Below are 16,143 nucleotides of genomic sequence, written 5' to 3' on the forward strand. Positions count from 1 at the left end.
GATGAGGTTTTCTACATGTAGAAAACCTCATCTTTTTATATTTACATACTCTCTACAATTGCTTTTAATTTATTCACAGTCCGCCAATTCCTAACTGTAGCTGGTGTATGTGACTTCTGAAACTGGTTCATTAATTTAGAATTTCGAATGCTATTTTTGAAAAATAAATAAACGACCTTCTCATCTATATAGCAATCTTCAAGTTCACTTTTAAATGTAAGCAATTGACTACTCTCTTCTTCAGAAAGTACATTAGCTAAAAAAGCAATATGAACACTTTCTCCTTCTAACAATGAATGAACTTCATATGGACATTGTTTAATAATATTTATAAATTCATCATGTGTTCTTAGCATGACTGGAACATCGAAATCAAATTCTTTTTTTATTTCAGATTGTATTCGGTCCTTTAGAAAGTTTATACCTTCCTCAGATTCGAACACAATATTACCACTTTGTATATATGTTTTCACTTGTTTTAACCCTATTGATTCAAAAACTCGTTTTAAATCAGCCATTTTGATTACTTTATGGCCACCGACATTGATTCCTCTTAGTAATGCAATATAAAGTGTCATATTATCCCCCCCCACAGTAAAATGAACTTATCGATTGAATCGGTTTTCCCACTCATATTTCTCGGATATTTGTTTTAATTCTTCTAACATATCATGAATAGATAATACCTCAAATAAAATAATAGATTCACTTGAAAAATGGTGATGATAATGATTTGGTTTATAATCTTTTAAATCATTTTTATAACTCCAAGTTGGGATGTTAAAAAAATCACAAACTAACACTGTAAGAAAAACTGCAATCCCAGTTTTAATCACTCTTCCTCCAACGATATTCCATTTTCTATCTTGATTCATTTTTTATATCCTTCATTCCTGTTTCATTTTATATACATATATTATATATTGTTAAAATAAAAAAACCTACTACTTGAATATTCAAGAGTAAGTTTTCTATTTCATTATAGGTAAATGCATTATTATTTGTTGGCCAATTGGCCCCATTCTTCTAAAACCTTTATCTTGGAAACCAACTTTTGCATATAAATTTTGTGCAGGAATATTTCTTTCATTCACAGCAAGTACAACTTCATTTTTTATTGGAAAATAACGTTTTACAAACTCTTGTAATAGTGACAGTGATTTTTTAGCATATCCCTTCCCTTGTCTATTGTGATTTATAGAAAATGAAGTTAAAAGTAAAGCATCCTCATTATCTGTGAACTCCTTTACTCTATCTCCCGTTTCCAATGCGAAAAGACCCACCGGTACCCCATTGCGATCTAAAATAACAATCACATTTTTTGTATGATCACTTTTTGCTTTCTCCAGTAATGCGCTTGGATCTGATGTAAACTGAACTTGTTCACTTGGTAAAGTAAATGTTTGTATAACTTCTTTATATTTCTCCTTATACGGAGCTAATTGAATTTCCCCTGTGTGTATGTTCATGCTAAACTCTCCCATTTTTTAGCTTATTAACTTATACCTTGCTGTGCTTTTGAATGCACTCTTCCATCTAAAAAGGTAATTTCAACAAATGAATTTGGATCGTTCCCTTTCCAAGCAAAAATTTGTTTAATTTGTGTAGAATGCTCTACCCCTTCTTCTATAAGTAAATCTCCTTCAAAACCAATTAAATCTTTTACTTCTGTATAAGTCATTCCTTCATTTATACTCGAGAAATGATTTATATTGATAGACTCTTTCTGTTGCCTTTCCATCACAGTAGAAGAAGTTGCTGTTTGGTTTTTCACTTCTTTTCTCTGTTCACACGCTGTCATACTGAAACCTAAGCATAAACTAAACAATATACATGCGCTTTTTTTCATCATAACAGTTGTCCCTCCCATCATAATTAAACCATATATTCCCTTAAAAATAAACTGAATATTTAATATTATATTTAAAAACCTCGTACAATTAAGTACGAGGCTAATTTCATTTATTCAAATGATTATTTGATTGATCATCCTGTTCTTTTCTTAACTCTTGTTCTTCATCTTTTGGTAATTGTTTATCATTATCTTTAATTGGATTCGTTTCTCTATTTTCTATCATATCATTTGGAACTTGTGGCATTACTCGGCCCACAATAGCGGCTAATTCATCTAGTATACCTTCACCTGTTTTTCCTTTTTTAATTTGCTTTCCGATTTGTTTGAGGCGTTCATACGTATCAACATCTGCTACAACGACTGCATTAGCACCGTCAGGGTCATTTTTTAAACTTTCTGCAACAGAGTATTTAATTGATTCAACTCGAGTTCGATCAAGTTTTGCTTTTACATCAATACCTACAATAGCATATTTTCCAACAACGACCGCTGTTGCATCATTCACACCTGGCACACTTGCTGCTAAAGATGCTAAATGATCTGCTGCTTTTTCATTTGGCTTATTTGATTTATTCGTATAATTAACATTTTTCATTGAAACATTTTTTTGTTCCGGCTTTTCGTTTGGATTGTCTTTTTTTCCAATACTGCATCCAGTTATAACGAAGCAAAGCATCAATATATATATTAGAGTTTTCATTATTTTCACCACTTCACTATTAAGGTTTAATCATAAATTTTTTCAACAGCTTGCATTTTCTTTACCTTTTCCTCAGCCCCGCTATTAGCATTAATGAATATTTGGTACGTATCTTTTCCTAAAGTGCCTACAAATTCATAGCAAAGTACTTCATTATGCAAATCATTGACTACTAAAGCTTTACGTTCTTCCATAACTTTTACATCCGGATTGATTTTCTTTCTTGCTTCTGCTGCAGTTAGCTTTGCCGATGGAACTGTTCGCTTTTGATGTGACGCTAAGTATTCTTTTGCGGAGAACCCAACGATAGAACCATCATCTAAAGCAATTTTCATTTGGATTGCTTCTGGATAAATTCGTACTCCATTTTCATTTACTACATACGTAAATACACCAACATTATCATATTGAGAGCTATCATAAAGCTCCATATTATTAAACTTATGGTCCTTTAAAAATTTCAAACCTTTACTACCTGCATCGTTTAAACTAACTTTCTGTTCTTTAATTTCGCGGTTATTCATAACCCAAATTGGATATCCGCCTTTTCCGGTAATATCCATATAGAACTCATTGTTCGTTGCTTCATCTTTAATTTTCACACTATAGAAGGATTCTTTCGCACCTTTTCCGCTTTTCTCAACATCTACTTTTTCATTTCCTTTTAAATTCAAAAACGATTTGGCAATTTTCGCCGCTTCATCTTTAGAAATTGCCTTTCCTTCCGCTTCAAATCCACCTTTTTTATTTTTTTGCGCACTTGTAAAGGTCGGTCCGAAGTTTGTAGAAGAATATGATGTTACGTTTTTCTCTACAGTTTTCAATCCATCAATAATTGTGTTATCTGCTGGATCGCGATTTGATGCAAGTGCCATTTCTACATCCATCCAGCGTAAATTATTTTTCAAAACAAGATGTTGTACTTTTCTTAGTTCATCTTGTATATTTCCTGCATTTGAATATAAAGTTTGTAGCGTTTTATATTCTTGCTCATTTAACGGCTCTTTTTCTAAATCACGAATGGCTGCACGGTAACTGAAATCACCGATATTCGCTAAAAATTCTTCCGTTTTATTAAATGGCATTAATGTTAAAGGTAGTTGTCCTACATCTGAGCGAGCTTCAGATGTTAAACGCCATACATCCGCTAATGCAGGTGATAAAGATGATCGTGAATTCATCGCAAGTGTTGTGCCAATTTTATCGTGTAATAAATCGACTTCGTATGCTAAATCATGGAATGCACGTTGATAGCTATTTTCCGCTCGAATTAAAACTGCATTTTTCTCTTGGTGCTCTTTATAGCCCCAATAGCCTGTTCCTACTACACCGACTGTTAATAATACAATGATAATACCTCGTAACATTGTCCCACCTCCGCTCTATTTACAGAAAATATGTTTACCGATTTTTTTAATTTGTGGACGAGTCCAAATCCATTTACTAGTCGCAGTATCTGGATTGAAATAATATAAAGCATTTCCTGTTGGATCCCATCCGTTAATCGCATCTAAAACTGCTTTTTTTGCTGTTTCATTTGGTGTTAAATATATTTGTCCATCGGCTACCGCTGTAAATGCTCTAGGTTCAAAGATTACACCTGAAACAGTATTTGGGAATGATGCACTTGTAACACGGTTCAAAATAACAGCAGCTACTGCAACTTGTCCTAAATACGGTTCACCACGTGATTCTCCGTATACTGCGTTTGCCATAAGCTGAATATCATTTTGAGAATAACCGTTCGGAACATTTGTCCCTTTATTTTGAGGTGGTTTATTCTCTTGTGCAGTTCCGCCGCTATTTCCTTTATTTGTTGTCGTCCCTTTATTAGCAGTTGACTTGTCATACTTCGTTGCCTTCACGAGCATTTGCTTCGTTTTAGCTCCAGCTAAACCATCAACGGGTAATCCGAATTTCTCTTGAAAATTCCGAAGTGCCCAATATGTACCCCATCCGAAAACACCATCCACTTTTCCCGTATAAAACCCGTTATATTTCAAACGAGATTGCAGTTCAATGACATCTTCGCCAGATGCTCCTCTTTGAATAACTTGATTAGAAAAAGCTTCTACATTCTTTAGTTGTATACTACTGACCATTAAAGACAGTCCTATGAACGCAAGTAAAACTGCTATTTTAAAAATAGCTTTTTGGCGCATAATTTTCCCTCCTTAATTACGGAAATGATTTCTTGGTTATGTTTTGTAAAAGCCTCGCTTTTATGTAAAGAAGACAAAAAAATCCAAACTAATATCGTTGAAAAAATATGTAAACAATATAAAAAAAGGATAAAAGGAGTTCATCATGAAGAAATCTTTAAAACACATCGCACTCGTCATTCTGTTCCTAACAACATGTTCAAATATATATACAGGCTCATCAATTGTTCATGCGCAGCCACCGTATGCCAAATGGGGTAAACTTGCCGTAGAAAAGACGAAAGAACAATACCCAAAAGCAGAAATTATTGACTATCTTCATATAGGTAGAAAACCAAAAACAGTTCAAATAACTGTTGAAAAATTTAAATTGTGGTTACGTGAGAACGGAAAAGAATACGGTGTTTTTGTTGATGTAGAATTTGAAACGAAGACGGAGAAATTTATAAAGCTGTCGTTTCAGAAGACGAGTAGATAAAGTGAAACTTTAATCAGTGGGGGTTTTGTTCATCTCCCACTGATTATCAGCCCTCACCAATCGGACTTTTACGGGCAGCCCGACAAATAGCTGGATAAAGTGAAACCCCCACTGTTAAAAACAGACACAGTGGGGGTTCTTGCATTTCTAAAATTCTTTTCTAAAGTTTCGATTCCCTAAAAATCTTACCAATATACAAATAGCACCAATTACAACTGCTATCCCTATACTGTATAAAAGTACTTTACCATATCCACCTATTCTCGGATCTAAAAACGGATATGGATACCAATTCACGATTGGACCACGTATTAAGCTATATACAACGTAAAAAAATGGGAATAAAAGCCAACTTGCAGCTTGTTTCCAAGTGATTTTCTTAATAGGTGGATTTAAAATCCAATCTAAAAGCATTGTAATCGGCATGATATAATGTAGCACAGTATTTACCCATGGTATTGCCGTTTGAAGTGACTCTTCTAACCCTCTTAGTAACAAAAAATAAACGAGTCCTGTCGTAAGTATATATACCGTCGCCGCACCACGAAGTATACTAAACTGTTCTGAGCGACCAAATGTAGCTGTTCCGATACTGCTTAAAAGGAGAATACATGCAACTAAAATGTTACTTTCAATGGTGAAGAAACAAAAAAAGTTAACTGGATTAAACGGCTTCACTTGTGCCCTAATTATGAATTGCGTAATAATGGCGCTACACACTAGAAGACTTAAACATAATCTAAATAAAGATAAAATTTTTTCATCCTTCATACATTCCCTCCTTTTCTTATATATAATTAGAATTTCCCTGTACATGCTCAATAAATAATTTTAACGGAACGAGCCCACGTTTTGGCATATGACTACTTATAATAGCTACTACTTCTAATTGAGGAATGATAACGATGTATTGTCCGCCGTATCCCATAGCAAAATATATACAATACGGTATGTGAAATCTTTCGTTATGTAATACCCACCAGTGATACCCATATGCGCCGACATGTTCATATGTTTCAAATAGAGCCCTACTTGACTCTTCTAACCATTTCGCTGATACAATTTCTTTTTCATTCCAATATCCATTTTGTAAACATAATTTTCCTAATTTTAACAAATCGGTAGATTTCATTTTCATACCGAAGCCACCTACATATATACCCTGCGGATCTTGTTGCCACTCGTATTCGTTAATTTTTAATGGATCAAATAAATATTTCTTTGCAAACCGCTCTGTCGACATTCCAGTAGCTTCTTGAATAATATAGCTCAGTAAATGAGAAGAACCTGAATTATAATTCATTTTTGTAGCAGGTTCTTCAATTATTGGCTTCTCTAATATGTACTGTACCCAGTTCTCTGATTCTACAAAGTCATTTGGGAATACTACTCCATTCCCAAACTCTTTCCAGCCCTCACCAGTAGTCATTGTTAATAAGTGATATAGCGTTAAATCATGTTTTTCCCCAGGTACATTTTCAATCCACTCTGTAATTGATGTATGTATATCATTTATATAGCCCTTATCAATTGCAATACCAATTAATAAAGATACGATACTTTTTGTAATCGAATTTATTTTATATAAATTATTTGCACATTCGGGTGTTTTATAATACTCAGTTGTTAATTCCCCTTTTTGATAAACAAGAAATGTATTCACTTTTTTCTTTTCGAATTTATTTTCTAGTTGCTTGAAATCCAAAAACTTTACCTCCATTTAAATAGTTACTCCATTTATTATATCTTGTTCCTTCATTTTAAACATAATTGTGCTCAAATAAAAATAAACCTGTCAGCCATAATGAACTGACAGGTTTATTTTTATAATTTTGTACGAACATTCCAAAGCTCCGGGAAGAATTGTTGATCAAGTACTCGCTTTAAATAAGAAACACCGGAGGATCCACCTGTACCCATTTTATGTCCAATAATTCTTTCTACTGTTTTCATATGACGGAAACGCCATTGTTGTAGCCAGTCTTCAATATCAATCAATTTTTCAGCAAGCTGATATAAATTCCAATATTTTTTCACATCCGCATACACTTCCAACCATGCTGCTTCTACTGTTGCATCTTCTTCATAAGGCTGCGTAATATCACGGTTTAACACATCTTTATGAATAGGGAATCCTTCTTTTACTAATGCTTGAATCGCGACATCATATAGACTTGGTGCATGTAGCGCTTTATGAAGTCGTGCATGTAATTCTGGATCCTTTTCATAAATTTTTAATGCGTGTGGCGTTTTATAGCCAAGTGCATACTCAATCATACGATATTGATACGATTGAAAACCTGAAGCTTGACCGAGTGAGTCACGAAACTCAATATATTCTGATGGTGTTAATGTCGCAAGAATATCCCAAGATTGAATAATTTGAGACTGAATTTTTGATACACGTGCTAACATTTTAAAAGCTGGTTGTAATTTATCTTGTTTAATAGATTCAATCGCCGCATTTAGCTCATGTAAAATGAGCTTCATCCAAAGCTCACTTGCTTGGTGAATAACGATAAATAACATTTCATCATGATGGTCCGATAATCTTTTTTGAGAAGATAGTAAACTATCTAATTGTAAATACTCCCCATACGTCATATTCTCTTTAAAATCCGTATGAATCCCTTTTTCCATAATTACTTTTTCATTTTCTTTCATATTAGCCAAACGCCCCTTTTATATGATTCTACTTATATTGGTCTAATAACGGCTCGAACTGGACTTCCATCTGCATCAGTTAATGCAAGTGGTAATGCAATAAGTTCATAATCACCGTCTGCTACATGATCTAGTACGACATTTTCTAAAATATGAATTCCATGTTTAAATAATTGATGATGCGCTGCTAATTCTTTATCATCTAGCGGATCAACTGATGGTACATCTACTCCGATTAAACGAATACCTTTCTCTGAAAGAAACGACGCTATGTCTGCACGTAAATGAGGGATCACCTCTGGAAATTCTTCAGCTTTTCCATGTGAAGATGTACGTAATAATAATCGTTCTACACCTTCTAAATGAAAGCTTTCTAATTCCTTTTTCCCGATGCTTTCAAGATTAGAAACGTCAATAATCCGTGCTGGGCCAACATAAACTTGAACATCTAAATCCAATACTTTCTTTCCATCATTATCAAAATGAAATGGTGCATCAATATGAGTGCCTGTATGAATACTCATCGTTAACTTTCCGACATTTACTGAGCCACTTTCTTCTTTTGACCATGAAACTTCATACGAGAACGGTGTGTCTCCTGGCCACGTTGCAATATTATTATTTAGCGGTTGTGAAATATCAATCCACTCTGATGTTTTCATATTTATGCCACAACCTCTCGCTTATTTTCAAACTGCTTATACTCTTCATTTTTCATAATTTTCTTTAATATTTGTACAGATTTCCACACTTCTTCGTATGTGTTATATAAAGCGACCGGCGCAAGTCTCACCCCATTTGGCGCTCTAAAATCTGGGATTACTCCATTTGCTTTTAGTGCTTTACATATACGTGCTGCTTCTGCATGCTCTAAATAAATGTGCCCGCCTCGTTTTTCATCCTCTAATGGATTTCCAATTGTAAATTCGAAATCTTTTAATTCATGTCCAATTAAATTCAGCATGTATCTCGTAATATGTAAAGATTTCTCACGTAAACGTTCAATACCAGCATCTTTGAAAATTTCAAGTGAACCAATTAATGGTGCTGTACTTAATACGTGCGGTGTACCAATTTGATAAGCACCTGCATGATCAGCAGCTGTTAATGTATGCTCCATATCAAACTGTTTATCTTTTCTAGAACTAAACCATCCAGACAATCCTGGCAGTCTATTAAAATGTTTACTATTTACATAAAGGCCTGCAACACTACCCGGTCCTGCATTTAAATATTTATAATTGCACCAAACAGCAAAATCGACATCCCAATCTTTGAAATGATGCGGAATAGATCCTATTGAATGGCATAAATCAAATCCAATGTGAATGCCGCGTTTATGAGCTTCCGTTGTTAAACGTTTCATATCAAGAATTTGACCACTTCTATATAAAACAGAAGGTAATAAAATTAAAGCGATATCATCTTCCATCGCATGGATAATATCTTCTTCAGAAAGTGTTCTACCATCTCGGCTTTTCACTCTTACTAAATGCTCCTCTGGATCTAATCCTTTTAAACGAATTTGACTTTGAAGTGCATAAATATCTGATGGGAAAGTTAATTCATCCGCAAGTATTTTTGTACGTATTCCTTTTGGTTCGTAAAACGTCGCAATAACTTGGTGTATATTTGTAGTTGTAGAACCGGTTACAATAGTTTCTTCCGGTAAAGCACCAATAAGAGGGGCTGTAAGTTTACCTAATTTCTCTGAAAGGAAAAACCACGGGTGCTCACCTTCTGTCCAGCCGTCAATGCCATACTCTTTCCACGAATCTAGCAACGTAAGTAATGATTTCTCTGCTCTTTTTGAAAGTAGCCCTAATGAGTTTCCATCTAAATATATAGTACCTTCTTTTTTATAGAATTCAGTTTGAAAATCTTTCAGTTCATCATGTTTATCACATTCAAGCGCATACTCATAAGTTGGTTGAAATGGTTCTTTATACATGGTGTCACCTTCTCTTAATTTTCTTTTTATTCTAACTAGTTGAAATATATCACCTTAATTGATACAACGTCAATGATATTATGTCAGTTGACTTTATATATGAACTTCTTTTACAATACAGTTATATTTTCAGATATTTCAGTATAAAGAGGTGATTCTTTGAAAAACTCTACTCTTTCATCAAGAAAACACCGCTCCTTAGAAACGAAGAAGAAACTATTACACTCTGGTTACACTATTTTTATAAATAATGGATTTCAAAAAACGACAATTACACAAATTATTAAACATGCAGAAACTGGTTACGGAACAGCATATGTATACTTCAAAAACAAAGATGATCTCCTAATTAGTTTAATGGAAGATGTTATGAATCGTTTTTATAATATCGCTGAACGCTCTTTTTCTCCACAAACAAAAGAGGAAGCACGTATAATGATCCAAAATCAAGTTAGAGCATTCCTGCAATTAGCAAATGAAGAACGCGCTATTTTGCAAGTTGTAGAGGAAGCGATAGGATTATCAAGAGAAATACGGCAAAAATGGGATGAGATTCGGGAACGTTTTATAACAAGCATTAAACAGGATATTACTTACTCTCAAGAAAGTGGATTAGCACAACCTAATTTAAATAAAGAGATTGTAGCACGCGGTTGGTTCTCGATGAATGAATCGTTTCTTTGGACTATTACGCAAAATGACAAAAAGATTAACTTAGAGGAAATTGTGTATACGTTAACGGAGATGTATACGACCGGGTTATATAAATAGCACACCTTCAATAAGTAAGGTGTGTTATTTTACATCTATAAAAATATATTATCTGGGTATGGTAGTGCTAAAATTCAGATTTTCGGTTATATCGATGGCATTCCGACTTCTATAAATGATAATGTTTTAAAACAATATTTCCAAGGTAAGAAAAGAGAACAAATCATTACATCTTCTGAACTTAATTATTGGATAACAGAAAGATTTTGTGTTGATAAAGAAATATATGAAAGAGCTATTGAGATTTTCAATGAAAAATCTTCAAACAGTAAAAGCGTTACTCATGAGATTGAGTAACGCTTTTACCTTAATATATTTTTAATATTAATCTTCTTTATGATAAGCAGCTTCTACACATTCTGCTAGACGCTCCATTTGTTCCATAGTTAAACCTCGTGATATCCAGCCTGTTAACTTATACATCATTTTATAATAAAAATTACTAGGTTCATATTCTGAAATTAATGTTAGTGCTGTACCTTCCTCATCTTCTTCTAACATATAAGTCATTGCTGAATATCCTTGCTTCATTTCACTACCAAGTGAAATAATATGCGGTGCATCGTATTCAAGGATTTCTACTTCAGCCTCGAATATTTTCTTACCGACTTTTTGAACAGTAATATATTTATCTCCTACACGTGGATTCTCTTTATCCATATTTGAAGGATAGCGATTTTCTATTATAAACGTATTCCATTCTTTTATTTTTTCATCTTCTATTATATAGTCACATACAATATCCATTGGTGCTTTTATTACTATTTCAATTGCAAAACTCATTATACTGCCCCTCTCAAATACCCTATCCATTTCTATTTAACTAAATCATTATGCCATATTTTATATAGTGAAATACAAGTGGAATTTTAACTTTTATTGCGAGAATGTTTTTCGTAATAAGAAAATCATGAATAAATAATTTAAATACTTATTCATGCAAAATGTTTTACTAACAATACAACAATTAAATATAACGCAACGAGTAGTCAAGCGATGCCCATACTTTTATTTTCTTTATTTTTAAAATTTTGCACTCCTAAACTAACTAACATAATCCCTATAAGCGTTTGTAAAATTAGCATACTCTGTTCCGAAACATCATTCCAACTATAAATGGAATACCTCATTACAATAATTGCAAGTACAATCGTTAAGATCCTATTCATATGAAAATCCTTCCTATAAAAAAAGAAGCCACTAAGTTTCCTTAGTGGTTTTATTAACAATTTATATTTAGTAAAATTACTTTTTATGAGTTTGATATAAGTCAATAGAATTTCCTGGCCAATATAACTATGTATGTTAGCACACTTTTTCTTTATTCAGTCTACTTACAATTCCAACTATAAATTTATATTCAATCCTCTTCTTCTTAATCTTTTTAAATCCTTCTTTCGTATCAAAAATTAAACACGTTTTCCGAAACCACATTCGTACATATAGTGACTCAAAATAAATAGGTTTTATAATTCCTCGTTCTTCAAATTCAGTTCCATCTTTATTTTCGGTTTCTGTTCGAACGAACCACCTATTTCCGAAGCCAATTTCAATATACTTCACATAAGTCCCCCTTCCGGGAATTATTTTCTAACAATTCTATTATTTCCCCGGTAAGCGCACATTCCGACAGAACATGAGTCCACAAAGAAAAAGTAGATTACAAAAATCTACTTTATAGCTTATATTTCTGCATTCGTTTATAAAATGTACTTCGAGGAACATTTAACAGTTTTGCGGCTAACGAAACATTTCCGTTCGTCTTTTCTAACGCTTCAATCATGCTATCACGCTGTATTTTTTCGCGAAAATTCAATGTATGTTCTGTTTTATTTTCAACTTGTAACTCAAGTTGTTGTTGATTTCCCGTCATTGTTTGTATCAAAAAAGCGACTTGCTTTTCGCATATTTCCCGTCCTTGCGACAAAATGTAAATGCGTTCTAATACATTTACTAGTTCCCGAATATTTCCGGGCCATGTATGTTGTAAAAATTGATTGTATATACTCTTTGGAAATACAACATTCCAATTCTTCCGTTCGCAAAAGTGTTGTATAAAATATGGGATATCCTCTTTTCTTTCTATTAACGATGGAACATATAACGGATAAACGTGCAAACGATAATATAAATCTTGACGGAATTTCCCTTCTTCTACTAACCTTAGTAAATCTTTATGTGTGGCAGTAATAATACGAATATTTACTGGTACCTCTTTTGAACTTCCTATTGGAGTTATTGTGCGTTCTTGTAAAACACGCAATAAGGCTACTTGCATCTCTGGTGGTACTTCGCCAATTTCATCTAAAAACAGTGTTCCTCCATTCGCTTGTTCAAATTTCCCTTTATATCCTTGACGTCGCGCACCTGTAAACGCACCTTCAGCATAACCGAACAATTCACTTTCCATTAATTCTTTAGGCAAAGAACCGCAGTTAACAGCTATAAAGGGTCCGTCTTTTCTTGGACTATTTTCATGAATCGCTCTCGCGACATATTCCTTTCCTACTCCTGTCTCACCACATACATACACACTAGCATCAGTCGGTGAAACAAGCTTAATTTCTTCTAGTGTGTGTTGAAATGCTTTACTTGTCCCGGTAACTCCTGGAAAAGTAATTCCTTTTATAAATGTGAAAGCAGAATATGTATTCATTTGTTTGTTTTCCTTTAAATACATACATTTCCCGATCATTCTTTCATTACTATATACCGGTATCTCTAATTTAGTTTCCAATCCATGGTGCACTAAATCTTCAAGTTTCATTCTTGACCAATTAGTTACTCGTTCCCGAACGCTCTTACTCGCAGAAACGATAACATCACGATGATTACAAATAACTACTTGTTCATCACTATCAATGACATCTAAAAAACGATGGATTAAGTGTAATTCATTTTGATGAACTCTTATGCTACATTCACGTTCAATCGCATGTGCAATTGAAGTTACCATACCGAGCATATATGGATGCGAAAATTCAATTGGACAGGAGAAATCTAGAATACCAATTAATTTCCCGTCATCGTTATGAATGGGAGCAGCCGCACAACTCCAGCTATGAGATACCACGGAGTAATGTTCAGTACCACTTATCATAATAGCTTCTTCAATTTCTAGCGCTGTTCCTATTGCGTTTGTCCCCACAGCTGCTTCCGTCCATTTTACACCTTCAATAAAATTAATATGTTTCGCTCGCTTTAACGTTCGTTTATTTCCACTTAAGGATAGGACATAACCATCTGGATCGATTAATAATGCCATCATTTGTAGTTCATCAATGGTTTTTCTCATATTTTGTATTTGGGGTAATGCTATATCAAGGAAAATTTCACTCTTTTTCTTTTGTTCTCGAAAAATATTAGAAGACAAAACTTTCTGACCTTTATTCATATGAGGATTAACATTAGCCTGTTTACATCGATGCCACGATTCTGAAATTCTTTGATTTATGCGATTTGAATCAAGAACACCTTCATTAACAAACTTTTTCCATGTATGTAAGTAAAACGGTGAAGCTAACATTGTATCATCTCCCTTTTAATTGTTTTGGAGATTTATAAAACATACTTTTATTATAAAACTGAATAAAAGCGTTTTCAATACAACTAGCAATACGACACAAATATGTTAATAATTTGAATATCCTAATGCACTTCTTTATTCTTTTTTAGTAGCACTATATTTTGTATAATGGACGCAAAGAAAATACATAACCAAAACCACTTTTGTGGATTACCATTTATAAAGAAAACAATCACGGCTATTGCAAATAAAATAGCGGATGCTAAACTAAAATATAATTTTGTTTTAATTTCTATTATCCCTCACCCCTCTGTTACTTTACAGTACATACTAACTCTTCATTTTTCATCTCTACTATGTACTCCTGTAAAACATATTCTTTCCCGCCATGGTTTTCATACCATTCATGCATTCTTTTAATATGCCTCTCGTCACTTCTAATTTTCAATTCTATTTCATTATACTGTTCATAACTATCATATTCCCATATGGCAAATACTTCATACGTACCATTCTTATTATCTTTCATCCAGCGTCCTATTAGCCTAGAACCATGCTTTAATTGATTAGGTAAGTTCGTATTATTGAAATGATCATTAAATACTTCTATAAATTCATTTTTCACTACATAGTACTTCCTTCTGTAAAACATACTTCTTCACCTCTTTCATGAAAAGTATTAGTAAATCTTCCCATCACTACCGTATTATAATACTTTCCATCCGATAGTCTTTTGTCATTTTTCAAAATGCCTTCTACTTCAAAACCTAATTTTTTATAAAGATGAATAGCTTTCTCGTTTGTCTCTAATACTTGTAAAGATATTTTATTCACTGCATTTTCGTCAGCCCATTTAATAGATTGTTGTAATAGGCTCTTCCCCATTCTATATCCCCAAAACTCTTTTAAAATGCAAACGCCAAACTCCACTTTATGAGATAATCTCTTAAAATTTGATCCTTCACATCTTGAAAATCCAACGATTCGATTGTGCACTTCTGCAACTAAAAAGAGATTCTTAGTCTCTTCACTATCTGTTTTTATTATTTTTTGAAATCCTAGATTATCTATAAATCCCTCTCCAGCATCTCTATCCATATTTTCAGTTTCTCCATCAATCTGAACTCTAATTTTCGATAACTGCTCAGCATCTTTCTCAGCTGCAGAACGAATTGTATAAGTTAATCCATTTATATAAAACTCTTGCTCTTTTACAATCATGTCAAACTCCTTTCAAATGAATATAATGGCACTATTACAACTTGTTTACCTTGTTTCTCAAAGTCCTGAACAGTTTCTTTACTAGCCTCTTCGTCAGTTATAATAATGTCAATTTCTTTTAGAGACTCTCCTCTTATAAAACAATCTATTCCAAGTTTATTATGCGGAACTAAACAAATATTTCTTCTAGCAATTTCACTTACTCTTTTACTAAAATAAGCAACTTCAGGTGTTGCAGTACTAATACCTTGTAATGAAATGCCTCCACCTGTAGAGAAATAAAGATCAATAGAAAATCTACTTATCAATTCAGAGGCAAGTGTATCAGTAATATTCCCTGAAGGTTTTACTTTTCCGCCAATTAAATACGTATCAATATTCTTATATTCTCGTAGATAACCAGCTATTTCTATAGAATTCGTAATAACCGTAAATGATACTTCTGGTAAATATTTCAGCATCGCATTATGAACGGAAGCCCCACCAATAAAAATTGAATCACCTTCTTGTATATAAGATACCGCAACTCTTGCAATTGTGTCCTCATATATTGAGCTATCACTATAACGTTTAGCTGGTTCCGCAGCTAAGTTTCTCACTCGCGTAAGTTCAATTGCACCTCCGTGCGTTCTTTTTAATAAACCATCCTTTTCCATAATAGACAAATCTCTTCTTATAGAATCAATAGACATATCAAATCTTTCCGCAAGATCCTTTGCGATTACTCTTCCATCTGTATTAAGTAGCTCTAAAATTTTCTCTCGACGCTCTTCAGTAAACATGTCATCACCACCGTTATTGAAGATTCAGAAACT

20 protein-coding genes and 2 pseudogenes are annotated in these 16,143 nt (G+C 33.4%); 3 read left to right on the forward strand and 19 right to left on the reverse strand.

Annotated elements, in window-relative coordinates; all coding sequences use genetic code 11:
• Nucleotides 1-41 precede the first annotated feature (41 nt).
• The 7 genes and pseudogenes from DN399_RS13445 to sleB all read right to left on the reverse strand — a co-directional run bounded on the left by DN399_RS13445 (nucleotide 42) and on the right by sleB (nucleotide 4,717).
• Entirely contained in the window at nucleotides 42-578 is a 537-nt protein-coding gene (locus tag DN399_RS13445) for a DUF1697 domain-containing protein (protein WP_016122631.1), read from the reverse strand.
• A 225-nt stretch (nucleotides 579-803) separates the two neighbouring features.
• Nucleotides 804-875: pseudogene (locus DN399_RS28655) on the reverse strand (hypothetical protein); the annotation flags it as partial.
• Between the two features lie 96 nt (nucleotides 876-971).
• On the reverse strand, nucleotides 972-1,484 hold the full coding sequence (locus DN399_RS13455) for a GNAT family N-acetyltransferase (RefSeq protein WP_116269174.1): 513 nt from the start codon (nucleotides 1,482-1,484) through the stop codon (nucleotides 972-974).
• Nucleotides 1,485-1,495: 11 nt separating this feature from the next.
• Nucleotides 1,496-1,852 (reverse strand): hypothetical protein, encoded by a 357-nt coding sequence (locus tag DN399_RS13460; protein ID WP_000976446.1) that lies wholly within the window; start codon nucleotides 1,850-1,852, stop codon nucleotides 1,496-1,498.
• 106 nt (nucleotides 1,853-1,958) lie between these two features.
• Complete coding sequence (locus DN399_RS13465; protein WP_000854053.1) at nucleotides 1,959-2,555, reverse strand: YhcN/YlaJ family sporulation lipoprotein; 597 nt, start codon at nucleotides 2,553-2,555, stop codon at nucleotides 1,959-1,961.
• Nucleotides 2,556-2,581: 26 nt separating this feature from the next.
• A complete protein-coding gene (gene ypeB, locus DN399_RS13470) occupies nucleotides 2,582-3,922 on the reverse strand; it encodes a germination protein YpeB (protein WP_000943727.1) in 1,341 nt (446 codons plus the stop codon).
• A gap of 15 nt (nucleotides 3,923-3,937) precedes the next feature.
• Nucleotides 3,938-4,717, reverse strand: coding sequence for a spore cortex-lytic enzyme (gene sleB / locus DN399_RS13475; protein WP_001249053.1), 780 nt, complete (start codon nucleotides 4,715-4,717; stop codon nucleotides 3,938-3,940).
• 145 nt (nucleotides 4,718-4,862) lie between these two features.
• Here sleB and DN399_RS13485 point away from each other — a divergent pair, with 145 nt between their 5' ends.
• Nucleotides 4,863-5,195, forward strand: coding sequence for a DUF3889 domain-containing protein (locus DN399_RS13485; RefSeq protein ID WP_000749105.1), 333 nt, complete (start codon nucleotides 4,863-4,865; stop codon nucleotides 5,193-5,195).
• A 147-nt stretch (nucleotides 5,196-5,342) separates the two neighbouring features.
• On the opposite strand, the gene DN399_RS13490 is transcribed toward DN399_RS13485, so the two are convergent.
• The 5 genes from DN399_RS13490 to kynU all read right to left on the reverse strand — a co-directional run bounded on the left by DN399_RS13490 (nucleotide 5,343) and on the right by kynU (nucleotide 9,810).
• Complete coding sequence (locus DN399_RS13490) at nucleotides 5,343-5,966, reverse strand: Pr6Pr family membrane protein (RefSeq protein ID WP_149149693.1); 624 nt, start codon at nucleotides 5,964-5,966, stop codon at nucleotides 5,343-5,345.
• 16 nt (nucleotides 5,967-5,982) lie between these two features.
• Nucleotides 5,983-6,900, reverse strand: coding sequence for a serine hydrolase domain-containing protein (locus DN399_RS13495; RefSeq protein WP_000346254.1), 918 nt, complete (start codon nucleotides 6,898-6,900; stop codon nucleotides 5,983-5,985).
• 119 nt (nucleotides 6,901-7,019) lie between these two features.
• Nucleotides 7,020-7,859 carry a tryptophan 2,3-dioxygenase gene (kynA, locus tag DN399_RS13500; RefSeq protein ID WP_000661957.1) on the reverse strand — a complete coding sequence of 280 codons (840 nt, stop codon included), beginning with the start codon at nucleotides 7,857-7,859 and terminating at the stop codon, nucleotides 7,020-7,022.
• 32 nt (nucleotides 7,860-7,891) lie between these two features.
• Nucleotides 7,892-8,521, reverse strand: coding sequence for an arylformamidase (gene kynB / locus DN399_RS13505; RefSeq protein WP_000858074.1), 630 nt, complete (start codon nucleotides 8,519-8,521; stop codon nucleotides 7,892-7,894).
• Between the two features lie 2 nt (nucleotides 8,522-8,523).
• Nucleotides 8,524-9,810, reverse strand: coding sequence for a kynureninase (kynU, locus tag DN399_RS13510; RefSeq protein ID WP_000276298.1), 1,287 nt, complete (start codon nucleotides 9,808-9,810; stop codon nucleotides 8,524-8,526).
• A gap of 159 nt (nucleotides 9,811-9,969) precedes the next feature.
• Between kynU and DN399_RS13515 the strand changes: the two genes are divergently transcribed.
• Entirely contained in the window at nucleotides 9,970-10,581 is a 612-nt protein-coding gene (locus DN399_RS13515) for a TetR/AcrR family transcriptional regulator (protein ID WP_000798542.1), read from the forward strand.
• 69 nt (nucleotides 10,582-10,650) lie between these two features.
• A pseudogene (locus DN399_RS13520) lies at nucleotides 10,651-10,878 on the forward strand (hypothetical protein); the annotation flags it as partial.
• Nucleotides 10,879-10,905: 27 nt separating this feature from the next.
• Here the strand turns inward: DN399_RS13520 and DN399_RS13525 are convergent.
• The 7 genes from DN399_RS13525 to DN399_RS13555 form a co-directional block, all read right to left on the reverse strand.
• Complete coding sequence (locus DN399_RS13525; protein WP_000006415.1) at nucleotides 10,906-11,364, reverse strand: SRPBCC family protein; 459 nt, start codon at nucleotides 11,362-11,364, stop codon at nucleotides 10,906-10,908.
• A gap of 206 nt (nucleotides 11,365-11,570) precedes the next feature.
• A complete protein-coding gene (locus DN399_RS13530) occupies nucleotides 11,571-11,750 on the reverse strand; it encodes a DUF3953 domain-containing protein (protein WP_001079917.1) in 180 nt (59 codons plus the stop codon).
• A gap of 136 nt (nucleotides 11,751-11,886) precedes the next feature.
• Nucleotides 11,887-12,144 carry a DUF3977 family protein gene (locus DN399_RS13535; RefSeq protein WP_000873828.1) on the reverse strand — a complete coding sequence of 86 codons (258 nt, stop codon included), beginning with the start codon at nucleotides 12,142-12,144 and terminating at the stop codon, nucleotides 11,887-11,889.
• A gap of 112 nt (nucleotides 12,145-12,256) precedes the next feature.
• Complete coding sequence (locus tag DN399_RS13540) at nucleotides 12,257-14,107, reverse strand: sigma-54-dependent Fis family transcriptional regulator (protein WP_149149694.1); 1,851 nt, start codon at nucleotides 14,105-14,107, stop codon at nucleotides 12,257-12,259.
• 313 nt (nucleotides 14,108-14,420) lie between these two features.
• Complete coding sequence (locus tag DN399_RS13545; RefSeq protein ID WP_149149695.1) at nucleotides 14,421-14,759, reverse strand: NIPSNAP family protein; 339 nt, start codon at nucleotides 14,757-14,759, stop codon at nucleotides 14,421-14,423.
• Entirely contained in the window at nucleotides 14,732-15,328 is a 597-nt protein-coding gene (locus tag DN399_RS13550; RefSeq protein ID WP_000635684.1) for a GNAT family N-acetyltransferase, read from the reverse strand. The genes DN399_RS13545 and DN399_RS13550 overlap by 28 nt, the downstream gene beginning before the upstream one ends.
• The gene (locus DN399_RS13555; protein WP_049108039.1) at nucleotides 15,325-16,110 is read right to left on the reverse strand and encodes a DeoR/GlpR family DNA-binding transcription regulator; all 786 of its coding nucleotides are present in this window, start codon (nucleotides 16,108-16,110) and stop codon (nucleotides 15,325-15,327) included. The genes DN399_RS13550 and DN399_RS13555 overlap by 4 nt, the downstream gene beginning before the upstream one ends.
• Between the last annotated feature and the right edge of the window lie 33 nt (nucleotides 16,111-16,143).

Origin of the sequence: Bacillus sp. AR4-2 (genome assembly GCF_008274865.1) — a bacterium.
In the GTDB taxonomy this organism is placed as follows: Bacteria; Bacillota; Bacilli; order Bacillales; family Bacillaceae_G; genus Bacillus_A; species Bacillus_A cereus.

Coding starts and splice junctions, on each gene's coding strand:
- DN399_RS13445 (WP_016122631.1), bottom strand. CDS start 578: ATGACACTTTATATTGCATTACTAAGAGGAATCAATGTCGGTGGCCAT.
- DN399_RS13455 (WP_116269174.1), bottom strand. CDS start 1,484: ATGGGAGAGTTTAGCATGAACATACACACAGGGGAAATTCAATTAGCT.
- DN399_RS13460 (WP_000976446.1), bottom strand. CDS start 1,852: ATGATGAAAAAAAGCGCATGTATATTGTTTAGTTTATGCTTAGGTTTC.
- DN399_RS13465 (WP_000854053.1), bottom strand. CDS start 2,555: ATGAAAACTCTAATATATATATTGATGCTTTGCTTCGTTATAACTGGA.
- ypeB (WP_000943727.1), bottom strand. CDS start 3,922: ATGTTACGAGGTATTATCATTGTATTATTAACAGTCGGTGTAGTAGGA.
- sleB (WP_001249053.1), bottom strand. CDS start 4,717: ATGCGCCAAAAAGCTATTTTTAAAATAGCAGTTTTACTTGCGTTCATA.
- DN399_RS13485 (WP_000749105.1), top strand. CDS start 4,863: ATGAAGAAATCTTTAAAACACATCGCACTCGTCATTCTGTTCCTAACA.
- DN399_RS13490 (WP_149149693.1), bottom strand. CDS start 5,966: ATGAAGGATGAAAAAATTTTATCTTTATTTAGATTATGTTTAAGTCTT.
- kynA (WP_000661957.1), bottom strand. CDS start 7,859: ATGAAAGAAAATGAAAAAGTAATTATGGAAAAAGGGATTCATACGGAT.
- kynB (WP_000858074.1), bottom strand. CDS start 8,521: ATGAAAACATCAGAGTGGATTGATATTTCACAACCGCTAAATAATAAT.
- kynU (WP_000276298.1), bottom strand. CDS start 9,810: ATGTATAAAGAACCATTTCAACCAACTTATGAGTATGCGCTTGAATGT.
- DN399_RS13525 (WP_000006415.1), bottom strand. CDS start 11,364: ATGAGTTTTGCAATTGAAATAGTAATAAAAGCACCAATGGATATTGTA.
- DN399_RS13530 (WP_001079917.1), bottom strand. CDS start 11,750: ATGAATAGGATCTTAACGATTGTACTTGCAATTATTGTAATGAGGTAT.
- DN399_RS13540 (WP_149149694.1), bottom strand. CDS start 14,107: ATGTTAGCTTCACCGTTTTACTTACATACATGGAAAAAGTTTGTTAAT.
- DN399_RS13545 (WP_149149695.1), bottom strand. CDS start 14,759: ATGTTTTACAGAAGGAAGTACTATGTAGTGAAAAATGAATTTATAGAA.
- DN399_RS13550 (WP_000635684.1), bottom strand. CDS start 15,328: ATGATTGTAAAAGAGCAAGAGTTTTATATAAATGGATTAACTTATACA.
- DN399_RS13555 (WP_049108039.1), bottom strand. CDS start 16,110: ATGTTTACTGAAGAGCGTCGAGAGAAAATTTTAGAGCTACTTAATACA.